The organism is Planctomicrobium mucosum, assembly GCF_051466335.1.
Taxonomy (GTDB): domain Bacteria; phylum Planctomycetota; class Planctomycetia; order Planctomycetales; family Planctomycetaceae; genus Planctomicrobium.
Genome location: NZ_CP195793.1, coordinates 725,785 through 743,983, shown reverse-complemented (window position 1 = coordinate 743,983; position 18,199 = coordinate 725,785). Strand labels below are relative to the sequence as shown.

Here is an 18,199-nt window from a genome sequence, read left to right as displayed (position 1 = left end):
CGACTATTCCAACCAATTGCCCGCGATCGCCTGCGATCGACGAAGTAGCCCGGACTTCACCAGATGCTGCACAGCTTCGCGAATCGCCTTGGCATCGTTTTGTTTCATCCAATCCAGCTCGAGAAGCTCCTTACGCACCTCGTCAATGAGGAGGTCTGGGGATTCATTGAGGATGGTCTGAAAATCGTGCAATAGACCGGAACCAGTCGCTGTCCCCTTTTGTTGGGCTCGTTCCCCAAGTTTGCGGACACCGCTCTCCAACCGATGAATCCGACGAATCGATCGTTCGCCAGCCATCTCCTCTTCCAGCTTCTTCCACAACTCCTCTTGAATCTTTTGCTGGCTCAAAGATTCAACAAGCCGGCCTTCACCGGAGACACGCCAGGTCACAATCCAGAGTCGTTCATCATTGTCTGGGACCTGTTCCATCAACATTAACGCCATTTTCTCAACCAGATCTGTCTGATTGGAATGTGACTCAAGCTGAATGGAAAACTCTTCCCAACGAATCGGAGCGACTGCCACAGCATCGATCATCACTTCGCCACTGATGTCGACGTTCACCACGCTGCAACCGCGTGATCCAGTCACTTCCGATGAAAGTGACTGTGCACATCCGGGGTCGTGAGCGACTCCGCTTTTCATGTACTCGGTCCGGGGAAATCCATCACTCAGCGCGAGATAGTTTGTCTTCTGCTCGATCGCTGTCTTGACCAGTGTCGCTGCTGCCCGTCCACCGTCATGATGTTCCAATGGAACCGCTTGACCTTCTTCCCAACGAATCGGAGTCCCAACCCCCACGACACCAATTCGAAATGGAGTCTGATGACGCTGGAATGCCGCGGGCCCCGCCTCACTCCACTTTGCCTCATCTGAATTCGCAGAAGCCACGATGTATATGGAAGCGAGCACCCGCTGGTCTGCCACCACTGCGACAGGCTCTTGATCTTCGCTATTTAGAATCGTGACATTGGGCGGCAGGTGGAGATTCCGCTTCCAGGCGGAAGCAGGATCCATTGTACCGGGGACCACAAAGACGCTGATCTGCTGAGCAGCGAGTTTCTCAAACCCTTTTTCGAGCGAGACCCTCGCACGCAGACTATTTGTTTTTGCGTTGAACGAATTCCCAGAGAGAATCAGGAACTCGGCCTGTGCATCGAGACAGGTTTCGACAATCCCTTCCCAGGCTGCAAAGGTAGCGTCCTCCGCGAGCGATCGTTCGTCCGCGGAAAGCGGGCCTGTGCCAATCAGATGCTCATCCAAACACAAGCATGTTGCGTGGACGAACCGAAATCCATGTCGAGACATTTCGCAGGAATCCTTTCCTGATCAACAGCCCATTTTGTGCCAATGGGACTGATACCATCACCTTGTGTCGCTTCGACGACTACGTGGAGTTTATCGATGATGGCAAGATGGGAAAAGAGCATTTTGTAAATGCTGCAAATTCAGGGAAAATATGCCGGTTTTACTAGAGATCCCCCCGCTGGCCGATCACACACAAGATATAGAATCCGTCCTGTAACAGGACCACAAATGATGCAAAATGGCATCATTTGCACACTTCAGGTGATTTCGTCGCCCCAAAGAATTGGTGTGTGCTTTGATGTTGGCGACATTGCAATATAACACCCGACGTGGCACATCTTGTGATATCGTGTCATTGATTCAGATCGGAAATGGAATATGTCAGAACAATCGCCACTCGTCGGCATCATCATGGGAAGCAAGTCTGACTGGGAAACCATGCAGGCCGCTGCGGAAATCCTAAAGCAATTCAACATCCCCCATGAATGTCGAGTGGTCTCGGCACACCGAACACCTGACTGGATGGCTGAATACGCAAAAACAGCGGAATGTCGCGGCATTGAAGTGATTATCGCCGGAGCGGGAGGAGCAGCACACCTTCCGGGAATGGTGGCGGCCCACACCATTTTACCCGTCCTGGGTGTTCCGGTCCAAAGTAAAGCACTCCAAGGGCTCGATTCTCTACTCTCAATTGTGCAGATGCCGGGAGGAATTCCCGTAGGAACACTGGCGATTGGAAGCGCTGGCAGCAAAAATGCAGGACTTCTGGCTGCACGCATCCTTGCGAATTCTCGCCCTGAGCTTCGAACACAGCTGCACGCCTACAACAATAAACAGACCAACGACGTTCTGGAAGATTCCATATTATGACGAAGGCCATTCTCCCAGGTGCGACCTTAGGTGTCCTTGGTAGCGGACAACTGGGACGAATGTTCGCCATCGCCGCTCGCCAGCTTGGCTACGGGGTGCAGGTCTACTCCCCTGAGGGACACTCACCAACTGGGCAAGTTGCTGACCGGGAATGGGCGGGCAATTGGGACGACCTTCCACGTCTGAAGGAATTCGCCTCGCGTGTCGATGTCGTCACGCTGGAATTCGAAAACGTTCCGGTCAACGCCCTCCTCTATCTGGAAACGTTTGTTCCAGTACGTCCCGGCCCGAAAGTTCTCGAATCAGCTCAGAACCGACTGAAAGAAAAGACAGCTCTTCGCGGTTTCGGGCTTCCGACAGCCGAGTTCGCTGCAATCAACTCCCTTGAAGAGCTCAATGCGACACTGAACACCTTTGGAGGGAAAGGGATTCTGAAGACCGCAAGCTGGGGCTACGACGGTAAAGGTCAGCAGATGATCACTCCGGAGAGCGATCTGGCTGAAATCTGGTCCCGATTCGATGGTGCAGAAGCGATTCTCGAAAAGCTGGTCAATTTCGCATTTGAACTCTCTGTCATTGCCGTCCGGAATCCTGCCGGTGAGATCGCCTGCTACGCGCCGATCCTGAATCACCATCAGCACCACATCCTCGATATTTCTGTGGCAGGTGCCCCTCAGATTACTCCTGAGTTGACTCGGCGGGCGCGGGAAATCGCAACTGTGGTGATGGACAAGCTCGATGTCATCGGTGTCCTCTGTGTCGAAATGTTCCTCACTCTCGATGGCGAATTACTGATCAACGAAATCGCCCCTCGTCCTCACAACTCTGGACATCTGACAATCGATGCACATGCAACCAGTCAGTTCGAACAGCAAGTTCGAGCGATCTGCGGTTTACCGCTTGGCTCTACGGAATTACAGCAGCCAGCAGCGATGGCCAACCTGTTAGGAGACATCTGGCCAAAGGATCATCCTCCTCGCTGGGAGGCAGTTCTTCGACATCACGGAGTGAACTTGCATCTTTATGGAAAAGCGCAAGCGCGTCCGGGGCGAAAGATGGGGCACCTGACCTGCACAGCTGACGACGCTCAAACAGCAGAAGCGGCCGCCATTATGGCTCGTAACGAGTTACTTTCATAAGCTGGTCCATCATCCCACAAATAAAAAAGAGCCGCACGTCATTTCACGTGCGGCTCTTTTGCTAGGAAGCTCCACAAACCGGAAGTCTTACTTCTCGAAAGCCGAGAGTTTGACTTTGTTCACTGGCAGCTTGGTGGTTTCGCCAGCTTTGATCTTCACAGTCAGCTTGCGCTCAATGTTGCCTGGCTTTTCACCCCAGATGCGGATTTCGTGTTCACCTTCAGGCAGGTTTTCAATTTTGAATTTTCCTTCCTTGTCAGTGATCGCAGCGTATGGGTGATCAACAACCAGCCAGATGGCAGTCATCATTGGGTGAATGTCGCACTGGATTTTAACAGGGTTCTTCTCAACCAAGGGCATTTTCACAATCTTGCCAACCTGATCGTTTGGTTGAACGATGAAGTTCTCAGCCTTATTGGAAAACGGGTTGGAGTGCAGGTTGTGCGATACTGAGTCGCTGGAAATGCACTTCACTGATTGATGGGTCTGAACAATCAGACAGTGAGGAATGAACTGACAGTTATTCTGGTCAAATACAATTTCTTCCGGTGTGCTTGTCGCGTAATCCGGATGAATTTTTGATGGTTTCTTCGTGACGTAAACGATGATGTTGCCGATTCCGCCCGTCGCTGGATCGAACACCTTCGTTTCATCTGGAATTTCTCCAGGTGGGCATCCTTTCGCATTCTTCGCGAGGACTGGAACTTCTGGAACTTTACCATCCAGAATGACTTGGCCTTCCAATGATCCCCACCCGTCAGCAGCGACTACGGGAGCCGAAACGCACAACGCCAACGCGAGAGTCAATCCAAAACGCAACATCAACAATTCCCCTCAATAACGAGTTAGGGCTTGAGCCAACTTCGCCATAGAAACCTGGCACCTTACAGGAAGTCGTCCAGATTCCCGATTTCCATCCATCGTACGGCATTCGTTGATAGTCGGCGACTCTGGAATCCGTATTTTTTCGAGCAAGCCTTTCAACTTCTCACCCAAGTGCTTGCCACTTCAAGAAATGGTGCACAAGCAACAATAAAATACAACTTCAAGGTAAATGAATGATCGCAGGAAACCGGACAACTCGGGAGCTTTCCGAGAGCTCTTCAAAGGTTACTCCAGCCCTTTCAAAGGGTCTGTCTCAATGAGTTGCATTTTCTTCCACTTGCCCCCAATGAACCGCCACATAAATCCGATTCCCATGACGACCACAGTCAGAGTGATCGCGAACCAGCAGTGGTAAAGCCCGTAGCCGTTTTCGACGAACCACCATGTTGGCAGAACCATGAGAATCCAACCGCAGCCTACTGAAAAGACGAGCGAATAGAATGTGTCGCCCGCTCCGCGAATCGCCGAACCGAAAATAATCGCCATTGCATCGAAGAACGTGTAGAACGCAACGAATTGCAACAGAACAATAATGATCGGACGCATTTCTTCGAATCGTTCTCTTTCACCCTCGTGCATAAACGGAGTGAGAATCACATCCGGTACCGAGAGATAAATGGCAGCAAAGGCGATCATGTACGCCCCTGAGAAGTAAAACGCATTCCAAACAGTTTTGGCTGCGAGGTCTTTCTGCCCCTCTCCGATTCGATGACCGACCAATGTCACCACCGCTGTCCCCAGCCCCATCATTGGAATGAATGCGAGTGAATTGAGGGTGAACGCCAGATTGGTGGCCGCCTGCTTCAAAATTCCCAATTTCCCCGTCAACGCAACGAAAAGCATGAAGGCCCCCACATCCAGCAGCATCTGAACGCCGTTAGGAAATCCAAACTTGAGGTTCCTGATGAGCAGTTCGCGTTCGAGGCGAAACGTCGCTGCAAATGGATAGCCGGAAGCCTGCGCCTCCCTGATTAAGAGCCAGATCAGCGCCGCCATACCGAGATACTGGGCAAAGACCGTCGCGTACGCTGCCCCATTCATCCCCATTGAAGGAATACTTCCCCAACCAAAGATCAAAATGGGATCAAGAATCCCGTTGACCAGCCCCGTGCCCAGGTTCGTCCACATCAGGACATAAGTTTTCTTCCTCGCCATAAAAAACGCTGAGAGTACAGAACTCACCAGCATCGGAATCCCAACTGGACAAAGCGCGTTGAAATAGGGGACTTCCAAAGCCACGACGTGAGGTTCATGCCCCATCCATCCAAAGATACTGCCCGAAAACAGTACGGTCGGAAGCATCAACACCCCGAAGACAATGGCAATAAAGAGGCCCTGCCAGATCGACGCCGCGACACGGTCCTTTCGCCCTGCCCCTTCATACTGAGAAACGAAGGCATTGGTGTACCCTGCAATTCCCAATGGAAGACTGATCATTGTGAAATTGAGAAGTGCCGATGGCATCGAGGCAGCGAGCGCATCCACGCTGAGCCGTGCCAGAAACATTCGGTCAATGGCAGTCATCAGCGACAGAGAGCCTGCGCTGATCACTAACGGGAGCGAAACGTAAATCAATTCACGTAACGATCCCGCCGGGGCACCGGTCGTTTCGAACTCGACTTTCACGTCGCTCATAATTGCCTGCTTTATCCCCAGAGAGAGCGCTGACTCAGCAGTACCTGAGCTAACAGTCCTACCGCAAGCATGTCGAGTTGAGTACTCATCCGGCCTGAATGGACCTTCGCCGTGCGGGAATACCACATTCTGGATGAAGTTTGCGGTTTTACGCAAGTCGTATGATGACTTGGTGACACACGATCCTCGCTTGGGGTTCGCGGTGCGTTTTTTTATTCGATTTCTCTCCGCTGATTAACACACTCCGCCGCATAACTACCGGAGAAATCACAGGAAAAAACGCCGCTCAGATTCGGATTCCGACGAGGCAACTCGCTGGACAGTTCGAAAACTTCCGCGCACACTGTGCAACATCAAATCAACAGGCACTTCTATTTAAATTAGAGGAAACTTCCATGAGTCAGAAGCCACTGAATGTCGCCATGATTGGACTCGGATTCGGCTCAGAGTTTATCCCGATTTATCAGGCTCACCCACAGGCAAATGTCGCTGCTGTCTGCCGTCGCAATGAAGCTGAATTGAACAAATCGGCGGATGAATTTGGAATCGAAAAGCGATACCAGAATTTTGAAGATGTACTTTCAGACAGCGCCATCGATTACGTGCACATCAACAGCCCCATCCCGGATCACGCCTGGATGACAATGGCAGCCCTGAAAGCGGGCAAGCACGTCATGTGTACAGTCCCCATGGCGACCACAATTGAAGACTGCGACAAGATCTGCGAACTCGTTGCCACTACAGGCAAGAAGTACATGATGGCAGAGACCGTGGTTTACAGCCGTGAGTTCCTGTTCATCAAGGACCTGTACGAAAAAGGGGAACTGGGAAAAATCCAGTTCATGCAAGCCTCGCATCCACAGGACATGGACGGCTGGCCCTCGTACTGGGAACGTATGATTCCGATGCACTACGCGACTCACGTCGTCAGCCCGATCCTCGGGCTCGTCGACAAATCCGCCGAGTACGTCAGTTGCTTCGGCTCAGGAACAGTGCGAGACGACATTGCTCAGAAATCCGGGAACAAGTTCTCTGTCGAGACCTGCCATATCAAGATCAAAGACTCAGACATCTCAGCCCACATCTGGCGATTTCTTTACGACACCGCCCGGCAGTACCGCGAAAGCTTCGACGTGTACGGCACCAAGAAGTCGTTTGAATGGTCGCTCGTCGAAGGGGAGCCACATGTCATTCATACAGCGAAGAAGCCCGAACACGAAATTGCAGAAAAAGTCGAGGTTCCAGACTTCGCTCACCTTCTTCCAGAACCGATCCGCCGATTCACTCAACCTGCGGAAATCCATGACTCCGAGCACCTCTCCTTTATTCAAGGGGGCGGTCACGGTGGGTCTCATCCGCACTTGGTCCATGAGTTCATCGATGCACTCGTGAATGACCGTGATCCATGGCCAAATGCGAAGAAATCCGCCAATTGGACCTGCGTCGGTCTCTGTGCCCATGAGTCCGCGCTTAAAGGGGGCGAACTTGTGCGACTCCCAGAGTTCACACTGTAGAATGGTGCCTAACGCATGTCACGAGCGATTGGAGCTCCGATGGCAGGAAATTGCGACAGATCAGACATCAATCGCTGGTCGCTGAGATGAACTCATACTGTGACGGCAACTGCGATAAATGAGATTGGGATTTCACGGGGATTTCTGCTGCGAGTCGCAGGAATCCCCGCGTCTCCTTCTCTGTTGTTTGATTTTCGCCATCCGTACTGTGGAATTAACCACGACATCGGTTGATCCGTCTTATAGACTCAAGCCAGCGCCTTTCAGAACCACCTGAAGTTTTCATCCGTATCGTCGCCTCGAAGCCATTCTCTTCACTCTCATGTCTCAAGAGCAAAACGACTCTCAACTTGAGCGTCTCGTCAACGACGTCATTCATGGCGATCGTCAGGCTCTGGGGATTCTCTTTGCTCACTACCGCAGTCGTCTCGAACGCATTGTTGCGTTTCGGATGGACCATCGACTCATCGGCCGCGTCGATCCGGATGATGTGCTTCAGGAAGCCTATCTCGATGCAGAAAAGCGAATCGAGCATTTCCTGCAGGACTCGACAGACTCGTTCTTCATCTGGCTACGACTCATCGTCAATCAAACACTGATCGACATTCATCGCAGGCACCTTGGCACACAATCCCGCGACGCTCGCCGTGAACGTTCCATTTCCGGAGGTTGGGGAGACTCATCATCGTCCTTTGGCTTGTCTCGACATTTACTCGGAACTCATTCCTCTCCAAGTCAGGCGGTTGTTCGACAGGAACTCGTTGAGCAGATGAATCTCGCACTGGAAGGAATGGGGGAACTCGACCGTGAAGTGCTGGCATTGCGTCACTTCGAAGAGTTAACCAATAGTGAAACTGCGACCGCTTTGGGAATTTCCGAACAAGCCGCCAGTTTGCGATACGTCAGAGCAATCGTCAGGATGCGGAAAGTTCTCGAGGCACTCCCCGGGTTCAAAGACAACCTTTAACGGGCAGCATCAGAAAAGTCACCATGACGACTTGCACCCACAGAACGCGTTCCTCATCAGCCAGAATCAGACAACGTCATGAGTGACGATTCAGAAGCTTTCGAAGACACGGGCGCAGAACTCCTCGGACTCCCCTATCGGCCTCAGTCTTCCGGAAGAGAGACGCTTGAGGAAATCGCGTCCGACTTCCTGCAGTTGCTTCGCGAAGGCAAAAACCCAAGCATCGACGAGTTCTCCTGTCGCCATCCGACATTGGCGGCCGACCTTAAAGAATTCCTTCCCATCGTCGCAGCGATGGAAGACTGGAAATCGCACAGAACAACAACAAACCAGACCTCGATCCCCAATACGTTTGAAATCTCCCACCTCGGCGAATTCCGGATCATCCGCGAGATTGCCAGAGGAGGAATGGGTGTTGTATTTGAAGCGGAACAACCGTCGCTGAACCGGAGAGTCGCGGTCAAACTCCTCCCGTCAAAAATCACCAGCCACTCTCGTTGGGCAGAGCAATTTCAAAGCGAAGCTCGAATCGCTGCCCATCTCCAACACCCGAACATCGTCCCCGTCTTCAGTTTGGGCACTCAGGACGACCGATACTATTACGTCATGCAACTCATTTCCGGAGTCGGGCTCGACAAACTGATCGACAGTTGGAATCGCGATCATGGCATCGTCTCAATGGACGACCTGATTGAAGAGTACCATCCGAAAAACTCTTCCGTCACGTACTCGGATCAGAGAGTCAGCAAGCGGATTCTTAGACAAGACTCGTGGATTCAAATCGCGAAGATTGCACTGCAGATCGCATCCGCGCTGCGGTTTGCACATCGTTCCGGGATTCTGCATCGCGACATCAAGCCCGCAAATCTGTTAATCGATCACGATGGAAAAATCTGGGTCACCGACTTCGGACTCGCACTCGGCCGCGAGATGGTCATCGATGGCCAGAACGACTCACTGGCGGGAACGCTGAGGTTCATGGCCCCTGAGCAGTTCCGGAAAATCGCCGATCAGCGCAGTGACATCTATGCTCTTGGAGCCACTCTTTACGAACTCTGCACTCTCAGACGTATGTTCACAGAGACGAAGACAAGCGAGATCATCGCCACGATCGAGAAAGGAGCTTTCGTCCCGCCCCGACAGGTGAATCGGGAGATTCCTCCAGCACTCGAAAAGATCATTCTCCGTTGTCTCGAAACAAACCCCGACCGACGCTATCAAGCGGTGAACCCGCTGCATTCCGATTTGATTCGATTTATAAATACCTGCGAAAAAGCTAAGAAGAAAAGCTGGTGGCATCGCCTCTTTGGTGAGTAGTCAGCCCCCGTCGAAGGATCTCAACTCAATCGACATGTATCAACAATTCGGGTGATTTCGCAGACCGACTCCCCTGAACCGGCGAGTTATCGATCGACCGGAAAGTGAACACAACGGAGTATTTCGTTTGCTCGCTGAAGTTCCGCGTGGCGGCGTGTAGAGTCTTCGCGTGAAAGAACAACACATCACCGGCATTGAGTTCCGCGAGAACCCGATTCTGAATTTCGACCTGATTCTCAGGGAGATCGCTGCGATAGAAAAGGTCTTGGTCGAACGAACTCGCAGGAAACGCTTTACGATGTGATCCGGGGATCAGTTGAAGACAGCCGTTCTCTTTGTGTTCCTGTCCAAGTGCCAACCAGACACTGATCAAATCAGGTCGCGTGAACGACCAATAACGCACATCCTGATGCCAACCGGTATCACTGCTGAATCGGGGCTCTTTGGTCATGATGCAATTATGGTGGGCCAACGGACAAACAACATCCGTTCCGAAAAGTTGCTTCAGACGCGTGACCACAGGTGGATGTTGCACCCAATCCGTAAAGACAATGTTTCGACTCAACGCCTGTTTGAGTCGCCGAACAGTCTTCCCTCCCTTCGCATCGACCGATGCAGGAGCCCCCGGATAATTCAACTCCGCTTCGAGTTCAATCGGTTCGACGAGTCGATCAACATCGGAACGTGTCACGGCCAACATCTGCTCAACCAATTCCGGCGGGCAGGCGTTGCGCACGATTGAATAGCCTTGTTCATGAAACATGGCGACTTCAGCAGGAGTAAAAGCAGATCCTGTTGAACTGGATTGATCCGACGACTGCATCCCTGGTCCTTTTGAAACGATTTCCATCGTGCGTCGGCCAACGCGCGGAGTACCGAGTGTTGATCGCCTTTGGGTCTGAATTTGCGAAGTGTGCAAACCGATTGGCAGAAAGCTCTCTTGTTACACCGCATCGATTAGAATGTGCATGTTTGCCGGGTGCGTCAATTGATCGCAGATCGAAATTTTCCAACCTGTCATCAACCTGAACTGATTTCACTTCTAAAACGGTTCAAACAAGATTTCCTTGCCTGCGTGATCCATCATAGGTGCCGATGGGAAGGCTCCTGCCGGGCGAATGAAATCGGATTTCACTTCTGGTATGACCCGCACTCAACACTCCGTGTTCGATCCATGAACCACTTTTCATTCAAGGGGCTTTGCACAAACATGTCTGAACGTTTTTATGCCCCCGGTACGTGGTCTGAAACTGTCACGCTCGAAGGGCCTGAAGCACATCACTTATCTCGCGTGATGCGAGCCGAAGCGGGAGATCAGATTTCTATTTTTGACGGAGAAGGACGGTCGTGCGTCGCTGCCATCGAAAACGTCCGTCGAAACGAAGTCGTTGTTCGTCTCGTCGGGTCACCCTCAATACTCCCGGCACAGGAACCTGCAATCGTCATCGCAGTCGCCTCACCCAAGGGAGAACGGCTCAGTTGGATGATCGAAAAGGTGACGGAACTGGGTTGCGATCGACTGATCCCGCTCATCACAGAAAGGAGTGTGGTGAAGCCGAGTGATCACAAGATAAACAAGGCCGAACAGACCGTGATTGCAGCTTGCAAACAATCAGGACGGGATCGAGTTCTGAAGATCGACGAGACCTGTGCGTTGACTAAGCTTCCAGATCGAATCAACTTGCAGGACGCCTGCTTACTGGTCGGTGCACCTGATGGGAATTCTATCGCAACCATCACAGAAGAAAACCTTTACAAGCGGAAACAGATCGTTGTTGTGATCGGCCCGGAGGGAGGACTGAGCCCCGCGGAAGAAGACCTTCTCAAGTCGTGGAGCGCACAGAGAATCGCTCTCTCTCCACATATTCTGCGGGTAGAGACTGCCGCAATTGCGTTCGCGACCTGGCTCTGTGCAGACCGACTAGGAAAACTCCCCGTAGAATCGTGAATCTTTTTGCTTTTTAAAATGTCATCGGCTTGACGTCACAACCTCAATTCTGAACAATCAGCATCAATTGCATTGCGCCATCAATCCGTGGAACAATGCCTTAATTTTGATTCAGTTGACGACAGAAAAGGGGATCGAGATGGAAGCGCTGCGTTGGATGACCTGGAACGAACTTCCATGGCTTCAGCGAACCTCACCAGCCGCCTCTTTGATCCGGCTCTGCGATCGAATTCTGAACACGAACGACCTCACCTCGATCCTGACGGATATCGCAGCCGAGTTTGGCGTTCCTTACTGTTCGTTGATTGTGCGAAACACAGACTGGACCGTCGTCGCCTCACGCGGAGAACAAGAAGGTCCACTCCCCAAAGCCTTACTGGGAGACGTGATCGATCGCGACGCTGGCGCTATTGCTGAGGACCGAAACCAGAGCCCTGCTCTGCTAGTTCCAACCCCTTCGCAGGATCGACATATTCTGCTCCTGTCAGGACCACGTATTTCTCAGAACGAACTTGGCGAAGCTCTTGCCATCGGCCGCATTCTCGGAAGAAGAATCGATCAACTCTCCGCGAGAAAGAATGCGCAGAAGCATATCGACCGACTGCGGACGACACTCGAACTCTCGCTGACGTTTGCGGGGGAAAAACAGACGCAGCGTCTACTTGAGCGGATCGCTGAAGAAGCATCGAGGCTGCTCGGGTGTGACCGTGCCAGTATTTTTGTCTGGGACAAGGATCAACGTCTACTTGTCGCCTGCCCGGCATTGGGGGTTGAAGGGGGGAGACTGTTTCTCCCCGACAACAAGGGGATCGTCGGGGACGTGATTCACAGTCGGAAGCCGGTCACGGTCGACAACGCTTACAACGACAATCGATTCGATCAAAGCGTCGATAAAAAATCGGGTTACAAAACAAGAAACCTCCTGTGCGTCCCCTTATTTGATGCGGAGAAAAATTGCATCGGGGCGTTTGAACTGATCAATAAAATCGGCGGGGACTTCAATTCCGACGACCAGATTGCGCTCGAGGACTTTGGAATTCAGGCATCCACAGCGATCACAAACACTCGAGAACTCGAAAATCTGGTTCGAAGCAACCAGCAGCTGACAGAGCAGATGACCCGGCGATCACAAATCATCGGAGACAGCCCTGCGATGAACGGCCTGCGAGGAACGATTGATCGGCTCGCGGCAACAGACCTGCCAGTCCTGATTCTGGGAGAAAGCGGAACCGGCAAGGAAGTTGCCGCTACATCGCTGCACCAACAAGGGCCTCGGTCATCTCGCCCATTCATCGCCGTTAACTGCGCAGCACTCACTGAAACGCTGCTTGAGAGCGAACTCTTTGGACATGAGAAAGGTGCGTTTACGGATGCACAATCGATGCATGTCGGGAAGTTTGAACTCGCAGAGGGAGGGACTCTGTTTCTCGACGAAGTGGGTGACATGAGCCTCGGGGGCCAAGCGAAGTTGCTCCGGGTTCTGGAGCAGAAAGCCATCACCCGGGTCGGTGGGACACAAACGATTCCAGTCAACGTTCGCGTACTGGCTGCCACAAACGCAAATCTCGTCGATCTTGTCCGCGACAAAAAGTTTCGTCAGGACCTTTATTATCGCCTGAGCGTCGTTACTCTCGATCTTCCGCCACTCCGAGACCGGCCGGAAGATATCCTTCCGCTGGCGAGATTTTTTCTTGAGCGCTCGTGCCGCGACGCGAAGCGACGTCTGCTGGCGATCTCACCGGACGCTGAAAAACGGCTTCAAATGCACAACTGGCCCGGCAACGTCCGTGAGCTGAGAAACCTGATGGAACGCATCGCGTTTCTCGCTGCGGGTGACCGCGTCGAACTCGACGACCTCGCCTTCATCCTCAGCCCCAAGAAAAATGCCTTCGAGGACCTCGCTGACGGCCTAGGTCTCGGTGATGCGACTTCGAACTTCCAAATCGAGTACATCAAGCGAGCTGTAAAACGCATGCAAGGAAACATGAGCGACGCTGCAGAGTTTCTCGGGCTTCACCGCTCCAACCTCTATCGAAAGATGCGTCAGCTTGGGATGGAAGTCGACGACGTCAAACCTTGATACAAATGCACAAAAATCCATCAAAACCACATTACCCAGATTATCGCTGATTACCAGTTGTCTTCTAATCATTGTTGAGGCAGCGTGCATCTTAAGTGCTTAAATGCCTAATTCATGTGCAAGACGAAAACTCACACACGACAACTCTGACAAGAGAATCGCCATAAGAATTTGTCCCAAAACCAGTTAAAAAAAACATTTTTTTACTGGAACGCGGGGCATGGCCCTTGCTCTACTGTCACTTGCAAAAGCGAGTGAAGCTAGACCAGGTAGTGGCTGGGGTTGTCCTTGTTGGGCATATCTCAGACGAGCGCCCATGACCCCGGTTTACTTGACTCGTTTTTGCTTTTATAGGTTCTTTTTTGCCACTTTCTTCGTCGCGAATCTTGAGCCTCTCTACGTTCTAGGGCGTCGCACCGAACTGAGCACCGCACTTATTCAAAGCATCTCCTCATGGTCGCTCAAGTGACAAACCTCACGCGGCCCTCTCCCGCACGTTCGATACCTGAAAGAAGCCAGGAATCGTTATGATCATGCGATGAACCAATCGCCATTCACAATCTGTACTTTTGAAAGCCGTCGTCGTGAAGAGATGGCTCGTCTCATCGAACGATCAGGGGGAATTGCCGTCGTTGCCCCATCGATGAAAGAGATCTACCTGACAGAGAATGTCGTTGTGTTCGAATTCGCGGATCGGCTTCTCGCCGGTGAGTTCGATGCGGTCGTGTTTATGACCGGAGTCGGAACCGAGGCTCTTTTCGAAACGCTGAAGACCCGGAGTCTCGAAGAATCTGTCAAAGCCGCCCTCGCCAATACGCTGGTGATTGTTCGTGGCCCGAAGCCATTCGCTGCACTTTCAAAATTGAAAGTAAAGTCAGATCTCCGGGCTCCAGAACCGAACACATCCACAGAGCTGCAGCAGGAAATCCTCGCCAATCATGTCGAACTTGCCGGTAAACGGGTCGCGGTTCAGGAATATGGCGCCCCGAGTACAGACTTCTACAACTGGCTTAGTTCTCAAGGAGCAGAAGTGTTCCCGGTGCCGGTCTATAAATGGGGACTACCTGATGATCTCGAACCACTTCGCGATTCCATTCGCCAGACCATCGCCGGAAAAATTGATGTCCTTTTGTGGACGAGTGCCCAGCAACTCAATCATGTGCTTGAGACAGCAGAATCTCTCAGCGTGAAACAAGAATGGCTCGACGCAGCGAACCGCTGCGTGAACGGAAGCATTGGCCCGACAGCGAGCGAACGCCTTGTTTCACTAGGTCTTCGACCTGATCTCGAGCCCTCACACCCGAAAATGGCTCATCTCATTCGAGAAACCATCGAACAAACTCCTGCGATCCTCGCCCGAAAACGAGGTCCGCTTAACGCCGATCTCGGTCGGGCAGGCCAGTAAAATCACACTGCCCAGTTGCGAAACTCGCGGTCACGAAGTCGATTGGCATCGTCGTCGTTGATAAAGACTTCTTTCACTGGATCGATCGTCAATTTGCGTTGGAGAATCCATGAGATTGCCGCTGCGTGACAGGCAATATGTGACTTTCGCATGACATCCTGATTCGCCACAGGTTTTTCCCGAGTCCGCATGCAATCAAAGAAGTTCCGTGCATGTGTGCCGACGTCCAATCCCCTGACTCGCTTGGCTGGATCAGCAATCTCAGACTGCAACGACTCTGGATTCACGACGATTTCACCCGAGTCCCCTGTTTCAACCCAGCCATCGTCTCCAACAAATCGAACCGGGCAGGTCCCCAATCGAGTGATGTAGTGCGGATCCCGATTTCCGAACGGGGTCTCCAGAAAATCGATCACGAGCTTCACGCCGTTTGCGTACGTACAGACTATGTTCTTGTCGCCCGGCTCGTACTCCAGGGGCATTGTCTCATCTGCATCATTGGCCCACTGGCAGAGATCAACCGTGTGTGCTCCCCAATCCAGCAGCCGGGCACTGGAATCGAAATCCCATTGCCCTCGCCAATTGCCATCGACATACCCTTGGTTGAATGGTCGCCAGGGAGCGGGCCCCAACCAAAGGTTCCAGTCAACAACATCCCGATGCGGAACGGGTTGCCCAGGAAGCCAGTCATTACCGAGAGTTGGCACGTAAACCGATGCATGTAGCGACTTCAGTTTCCCGAGCTTTCCTGAACGAGCAATCGCAACGGCGGTCTGAAAGTTTTCCACACTTCGTCGCTGGGTCCCTGCCTGAAAGACACGTTTCTGAGCATACATCGCGTCGGCGAGCCGCTGACACGCTCCGATGGTGATGCCGCACGGCTTCTCGCTGTAGACATCCTTTCCCGCTTCAGCTGCATAGATCGAGGCTGCGGCGTGCCACCGATCGCCGGTTGCAACCAGAACCGCGTCGATGTCCTTGCGTTCCAACAGTTCGCGGAAGTCTCGATAGACGACACAGTCTGCATTCTTGTAGGCCTGATCGACCATCTCTTTTCCAGCGTCTCTTCTGGATGCCTGAACGTCGGCGATCGCGAGACACTTCACATCCTCGAACGGCAGGATGGATACGAGGTCGTATTTGCAACGAGGCCCAATTCCAATCACACCCAGCCCAATTTTTTCACTGGGAGGAACCGCTCCTTCACGACCAAGTGCCTTTGCCGGCACAATATGAAATGCCCAGGCACTTGCAGCAGCAGCCGCGGACCCAGCAAGAAAATCACGGCGAGAAGGGGATGAGCGCGTCATCGGAGATCCTAGGTGGAAGGTTCCTCTTCGGGGCAACCTCGACCATACCAAGAACTGTCGATGCGTTCCACGCACCCGCTCTCAATCGATTCGCGTAGTCAGCTGATCTTGCTCCTGCTTCCACCAATCCCCGAAGAGCAGACGGAATGGAGGAGTGAATTTCTCGGGCGATTCTGACAGCATCGTCGCGATTGCTACGGTCGAGAGAAACTGAACTTCAGCGATCTCTCCGGGATCCGGCACCGCCGGCACGTCTGTCTGCAGATGGTAAAGAACTGTGTGTTCATACGCGGTCTCAGGCGATGCTGCCAACTTCGTCCCGTAAACCAGTTCACCGGACAATTGAAGCTCTTCATTCAATTCGCGAACAGCGGCTGGTTCGTAGTCCTCACCTGCATCGAGATGCCCCGAAGCGGATGATGTATAACAGCTGGGATACTGATCCTTCGTCGATGACCGAAGCTGAAGCAACAGTTCGCCATTCGAGTTCCAAATCCAAATATGAACGGCACGATGCAACAGGTTCTGGGCGTGAACCGCCGCTCGAGAGAGTTGCCCGATGACGTTGTCTTCTGCATCACAGACATCAAACATTTCTTCGCACATCAAATCGACTTCACTTCCCAGCAGCTGAGCTTTCAGATTGGTTCTAATTCTTAGATGTCGATTTTTGGCCTTGCGCTGATGCCGCTTCAGCAGTCTGTCTCATTCCTTCAAGAAATGCAGCGGTATCGTCTTTTTCTTCCATCCCCGGCGGAGCCACGTAGACAAACAGGTTCTCAGCAATCGGTTGATCGAGTTCGACATTCTTAAACTCGATTGCCAGCATCGGCCGAAAGGCGGATTTATCCTTCGGGACCTGCTTCAGATACAAGAACTTCTCAGGGAACATGGTCTCGCGGGCAACGTAGATCCGGACAAGGTCCGGCAAGAATCCAGCGACCTGACTCCGGGCGGATCCCATCCCGGAAAAGAGTTGGTCATGGCGGTCCTTTTTCCAGCGTCCTTGGACCACCAGATACTCTCTCCCCTCAATCGTTTCTGATTTCACAGCATCAAATGTCAGATTTCGTTCAAGCGACGCCAGGACTGATGGCAGCCCACCGATTCCGACTTCGGCAGCCTGGAGCGCATCGTTGAGCGCCGCGCCCTGCAAACTCTCTTTAAGTCCGATTGCTTCCCGACGAATTTTCTGGATGTCTCGGCGGGTCAATTCGATTTGAGGGATTTCAGTAGAGGCAATGTTCGATTTTGCATCGGAGATCTGCCGACGGGTGTGGAGGACCTGACCATCGCACACCTCAAGAAAAACTCCCCTCAATCCTCCCAGTTCAACAGTGTGCTCCAGACGGTAGCGAAACCCGGAAGCGGACGCGTAAGTCCCCGTTGACCGGAAAACGTATTCGCCCATCGTCGCGACTTCGGTCATCTCAGCTTGTACGGACTGTCGCTCATAGAGTCGGTTTCTGGCCTGTTGAATGACCTGCTCCGCGTCACGGCTGCTTGGTGCAATCTGTTTGTCTGAATCACCTTGTGACGCTTTCTCCCCTTTCTCGTCGGCTGCAGAAGTGTCCTGCTGCCACAACGCTGTGAGCTGCAATCCCCCCAAAACGAGGAGAAGCAGAATGGCGATCAGAGTGAATGGATTTTTCATGGCGTTCCGAAAATACCGGATTTTCCAAAGATTGCGGTCGCATTGATCCGAATACAGAGGAGGACAAAAAGTTGTTGGGGTTTGGATGTCATTCCCAGACAACAAATTGGAGGCAGCGACTCTCAGGAATTCGGAGTGACGGCAATTTTAGCCAGAACAATGAATTC

15 protein-coding genes are annotated in these 18,199 nt (G+C 52.5%); 8 read left to right on the top strand and 7 right to left on the bottom strand.

The genetic code is table 11. From position 1 onward, the window contains the following. Positions 1-3: 3 nt before the first annotated feature. Entirely contained in the window at positions 4-1,308 is a 1,305-nt protein-coding gene (locus tag SH668x_RS03115; protein ID WP_437187234.1) for a metallophosphoesterase family protein, read from the bottom strand. Positions 1,309-1,686: 378 nt separating this feature from the next. Between SH668x_RS03115 and purE the strand changes: the two genes are divergently transcribed. Beyond that, positions 1,687-2,178, top strand: a complete 492-nt coding sequence (purE, locus tag SH668x_RS03110; RefSeq protein ID WP_437187233.1) for a 5-(carboxyamino)imidazole ribonucleotide mutase — start codon at positions 1,687-1,689, stop codon at positions 2,176-2,178. Beyond that, positions 2,175-3,317 carry a 5-(carboxyamino)imidazole ribonucleotide synthase gene (locus tag SH668x_RS03105; protein WP_437187232.1) on the top strand — a complete coding sequence of 381 codons (1,143 nt, stop codon included), beginning with the start codon at positions 2,175-2,177 and terminating at the stop codon, positions 3,315-3,317. Before purE ends, SH668x_RS03105 begins: the two co-directional genes overlap by 4 nt. An 87-nt stretch (positions 3,318-3,404) precedes the next feature. Here the strand turns inward: SH668x_RS03105 and SH668x_RS03100 are convergent, their stop codons facing one another. Beyond that, on the bottom strand, positions 3,405-4,139 hold the full coding sequence (locus SH668x_RS03100; RefSeq protein ID WP_437187231.1) for a hypothetical protein: 735 nt from the start codon (positions 4,137-4,139) through the stop codon (positions 3,405-3,407). Between the two features lie 288 nt (positions 4,140-4,427). Next, complete coding sequence (locus SH668x_RS03095; protein ID WP_437187230.1) at positions 4,428-5,837, bottom strand: MATE family efflux transporter; 1,410 nt, start codon at positions 5,835-5,837, stop codon at positions 4,428-4,430. Between the two features lie 395 nt (positions 5,838-6,232). Between SH668x_RS03095 and SH668x_RS03090 the strand changes: the two genes are divergently transcribed. The 3 genes from SH668x_RS03090 to SH668x_RS03080 all read left to right on the top strand — a co-directional run bounded on the left by SH668x_RS03090 (position 6,233) and on the right by SH668x_RS03080 (position 9,635). Then, positions 6,233-7,351 carry a Gfo/Idh/MocA family protein gene (locus SH668x_RS03090; RefSeq protein ID WP_437187229.1) on the top strand — a complete coding sequence of 373 codons (1,119 nt, stop codon included), beginning with the start codon at positions 6,233-6,235 and terminating at the stop codon, positions 7,349-7,351. 322 nt (positions 7,352-7,673) lie between these two features. Continuing rightward, entirely contained in the window at positions 7,674-8,318 is a 645-nt protein-coding gene (locus SH668x_RS03085) for a sigma-70 family RNA polymerase sigma factor (protein ID WP_437187228.1), read from the top strand. A gap of 78 nt (positions 8,319-8,396) precedes the next feature. Further along, complete coding sequence (locus tag SH668x_RS03080; RefSeq protein ID WP_437187227.1) at positions 8,397-9,635, top strand: serine/threonine protein kinase; 1,239 nt, start codon at positions 8,397-8,399, stop codon at positions 9,633-9,635. Positions 9,636-9,660: 25 nt separating this feature from the next. Here the strand turns inward: SH668x_RS03080 and SH668x_RS03075 are convergent, their stop codons facing one another. Next, positions 9,661-10,398, bottom strand: coding sequence for a phytanoyl-CoA dioxygenase family protein (locus tag SH668x_RS03075; RefSeq protein ID WP_437187226.1), 738 nt, complete (start codon positions 10,396-10,398; stop codon positions 9,661-9,663). 447 nt (positions 10,399-10,845) lie between these two features. Here SH668x_RS03075 and SH668x_RS03070 point away from each other — a divergent pair, with 447 nt between their 5' ends. The 3 genes from SH668x_RS03070 to SH668x_RS03060 all read left to right on the top strand — a co-directional run bounded on the left by SH668x_RS03070 (position 10,846) and on the right by SH668x_RS03060 (position 15,068). Further along, positions 10,846-11,583, top strand: coding sequence for an RsmE family RNA methyltransferase (locus SH668x_RS03070; protein WP_437187225.1), 738 nt, complete (start codon positions 10,846-10,848; stop codon positions 11,581-11,583). Positions 11,584-11,722: 139 nt separating this feature from the next. Beyond that, positions 11,723-13,663, top strand: a complete 1,941-nt coding sequence (locus SH668x_RS03065) for a sigma 54-interacting transcriptional regulator (RefSeq protein WP_437187224.1) — start codon at positions 11,723-11,725, stop codon at positions 13,661-13,663. A gap of 538 nt (positions 13,664-14,201) precedes the next feature. Then, positions 14,202-15,068 (top strand): uroporphyrinogen-III synthase, encoded by an 867-nt coding sequence (locus tag SH668x_RS03060; RefSeq protein WP_437187223.1) that lies wholly within the window; start codon positions 14,202-14,204, stop codon positions 15,066-15,068. 2 nt (positions 15,069-15,070) lie between these two features. Here the strand turns inward: SH668x_RS03060 and SH668x_RS03055 are convergent, their stop codons facing one another. The 3 genes from SH668x_RS03055 to SH668x_RS03045 all read right to left on the bottom strand — a co-directional run bounded on the left by SH668x_RS03055 (position 15,071) and on the right by SH668x_RS03045 (position 18,032). Further along, positions 15,071-16,378: a Gfo/Idh/MocA family protein gene (locus SH668x_RS03055; protein ID WP_437187222.1), complete on the bottom strand. Its 1,308-nt coding sequence runs from the start codon at positions 16,376-16,378 to the stop codon at positions 15,071-15,073. Positions 16,379-16,459: 81 nt separating this feature from the next. Continuing rightward, a complete protein-coding gene (locus SH668x_RS03050; protein ID WP_437187221.1) occupies positions 16,460-16,972 on the bottom strand; it encodes an NUDIX hydrolase in 513 nt (170 codons plus the stop codon). 55 nt (positions 16,973-17,027) lie between these two features. Next, positions 17,028-18,032 (bottom strand): hypothetical protein, encoded by a 1,005-nt coding sequence (locus SH668x_RS03045; RefSeq protein ID WP_437187220.1) that lies wholly within the window; start codon positions 18,030-18,032, stop codon positions 17,028-17,030. Between the last annotated feature and the right edge of the window lie 167 nt (positions 18,033-18,199).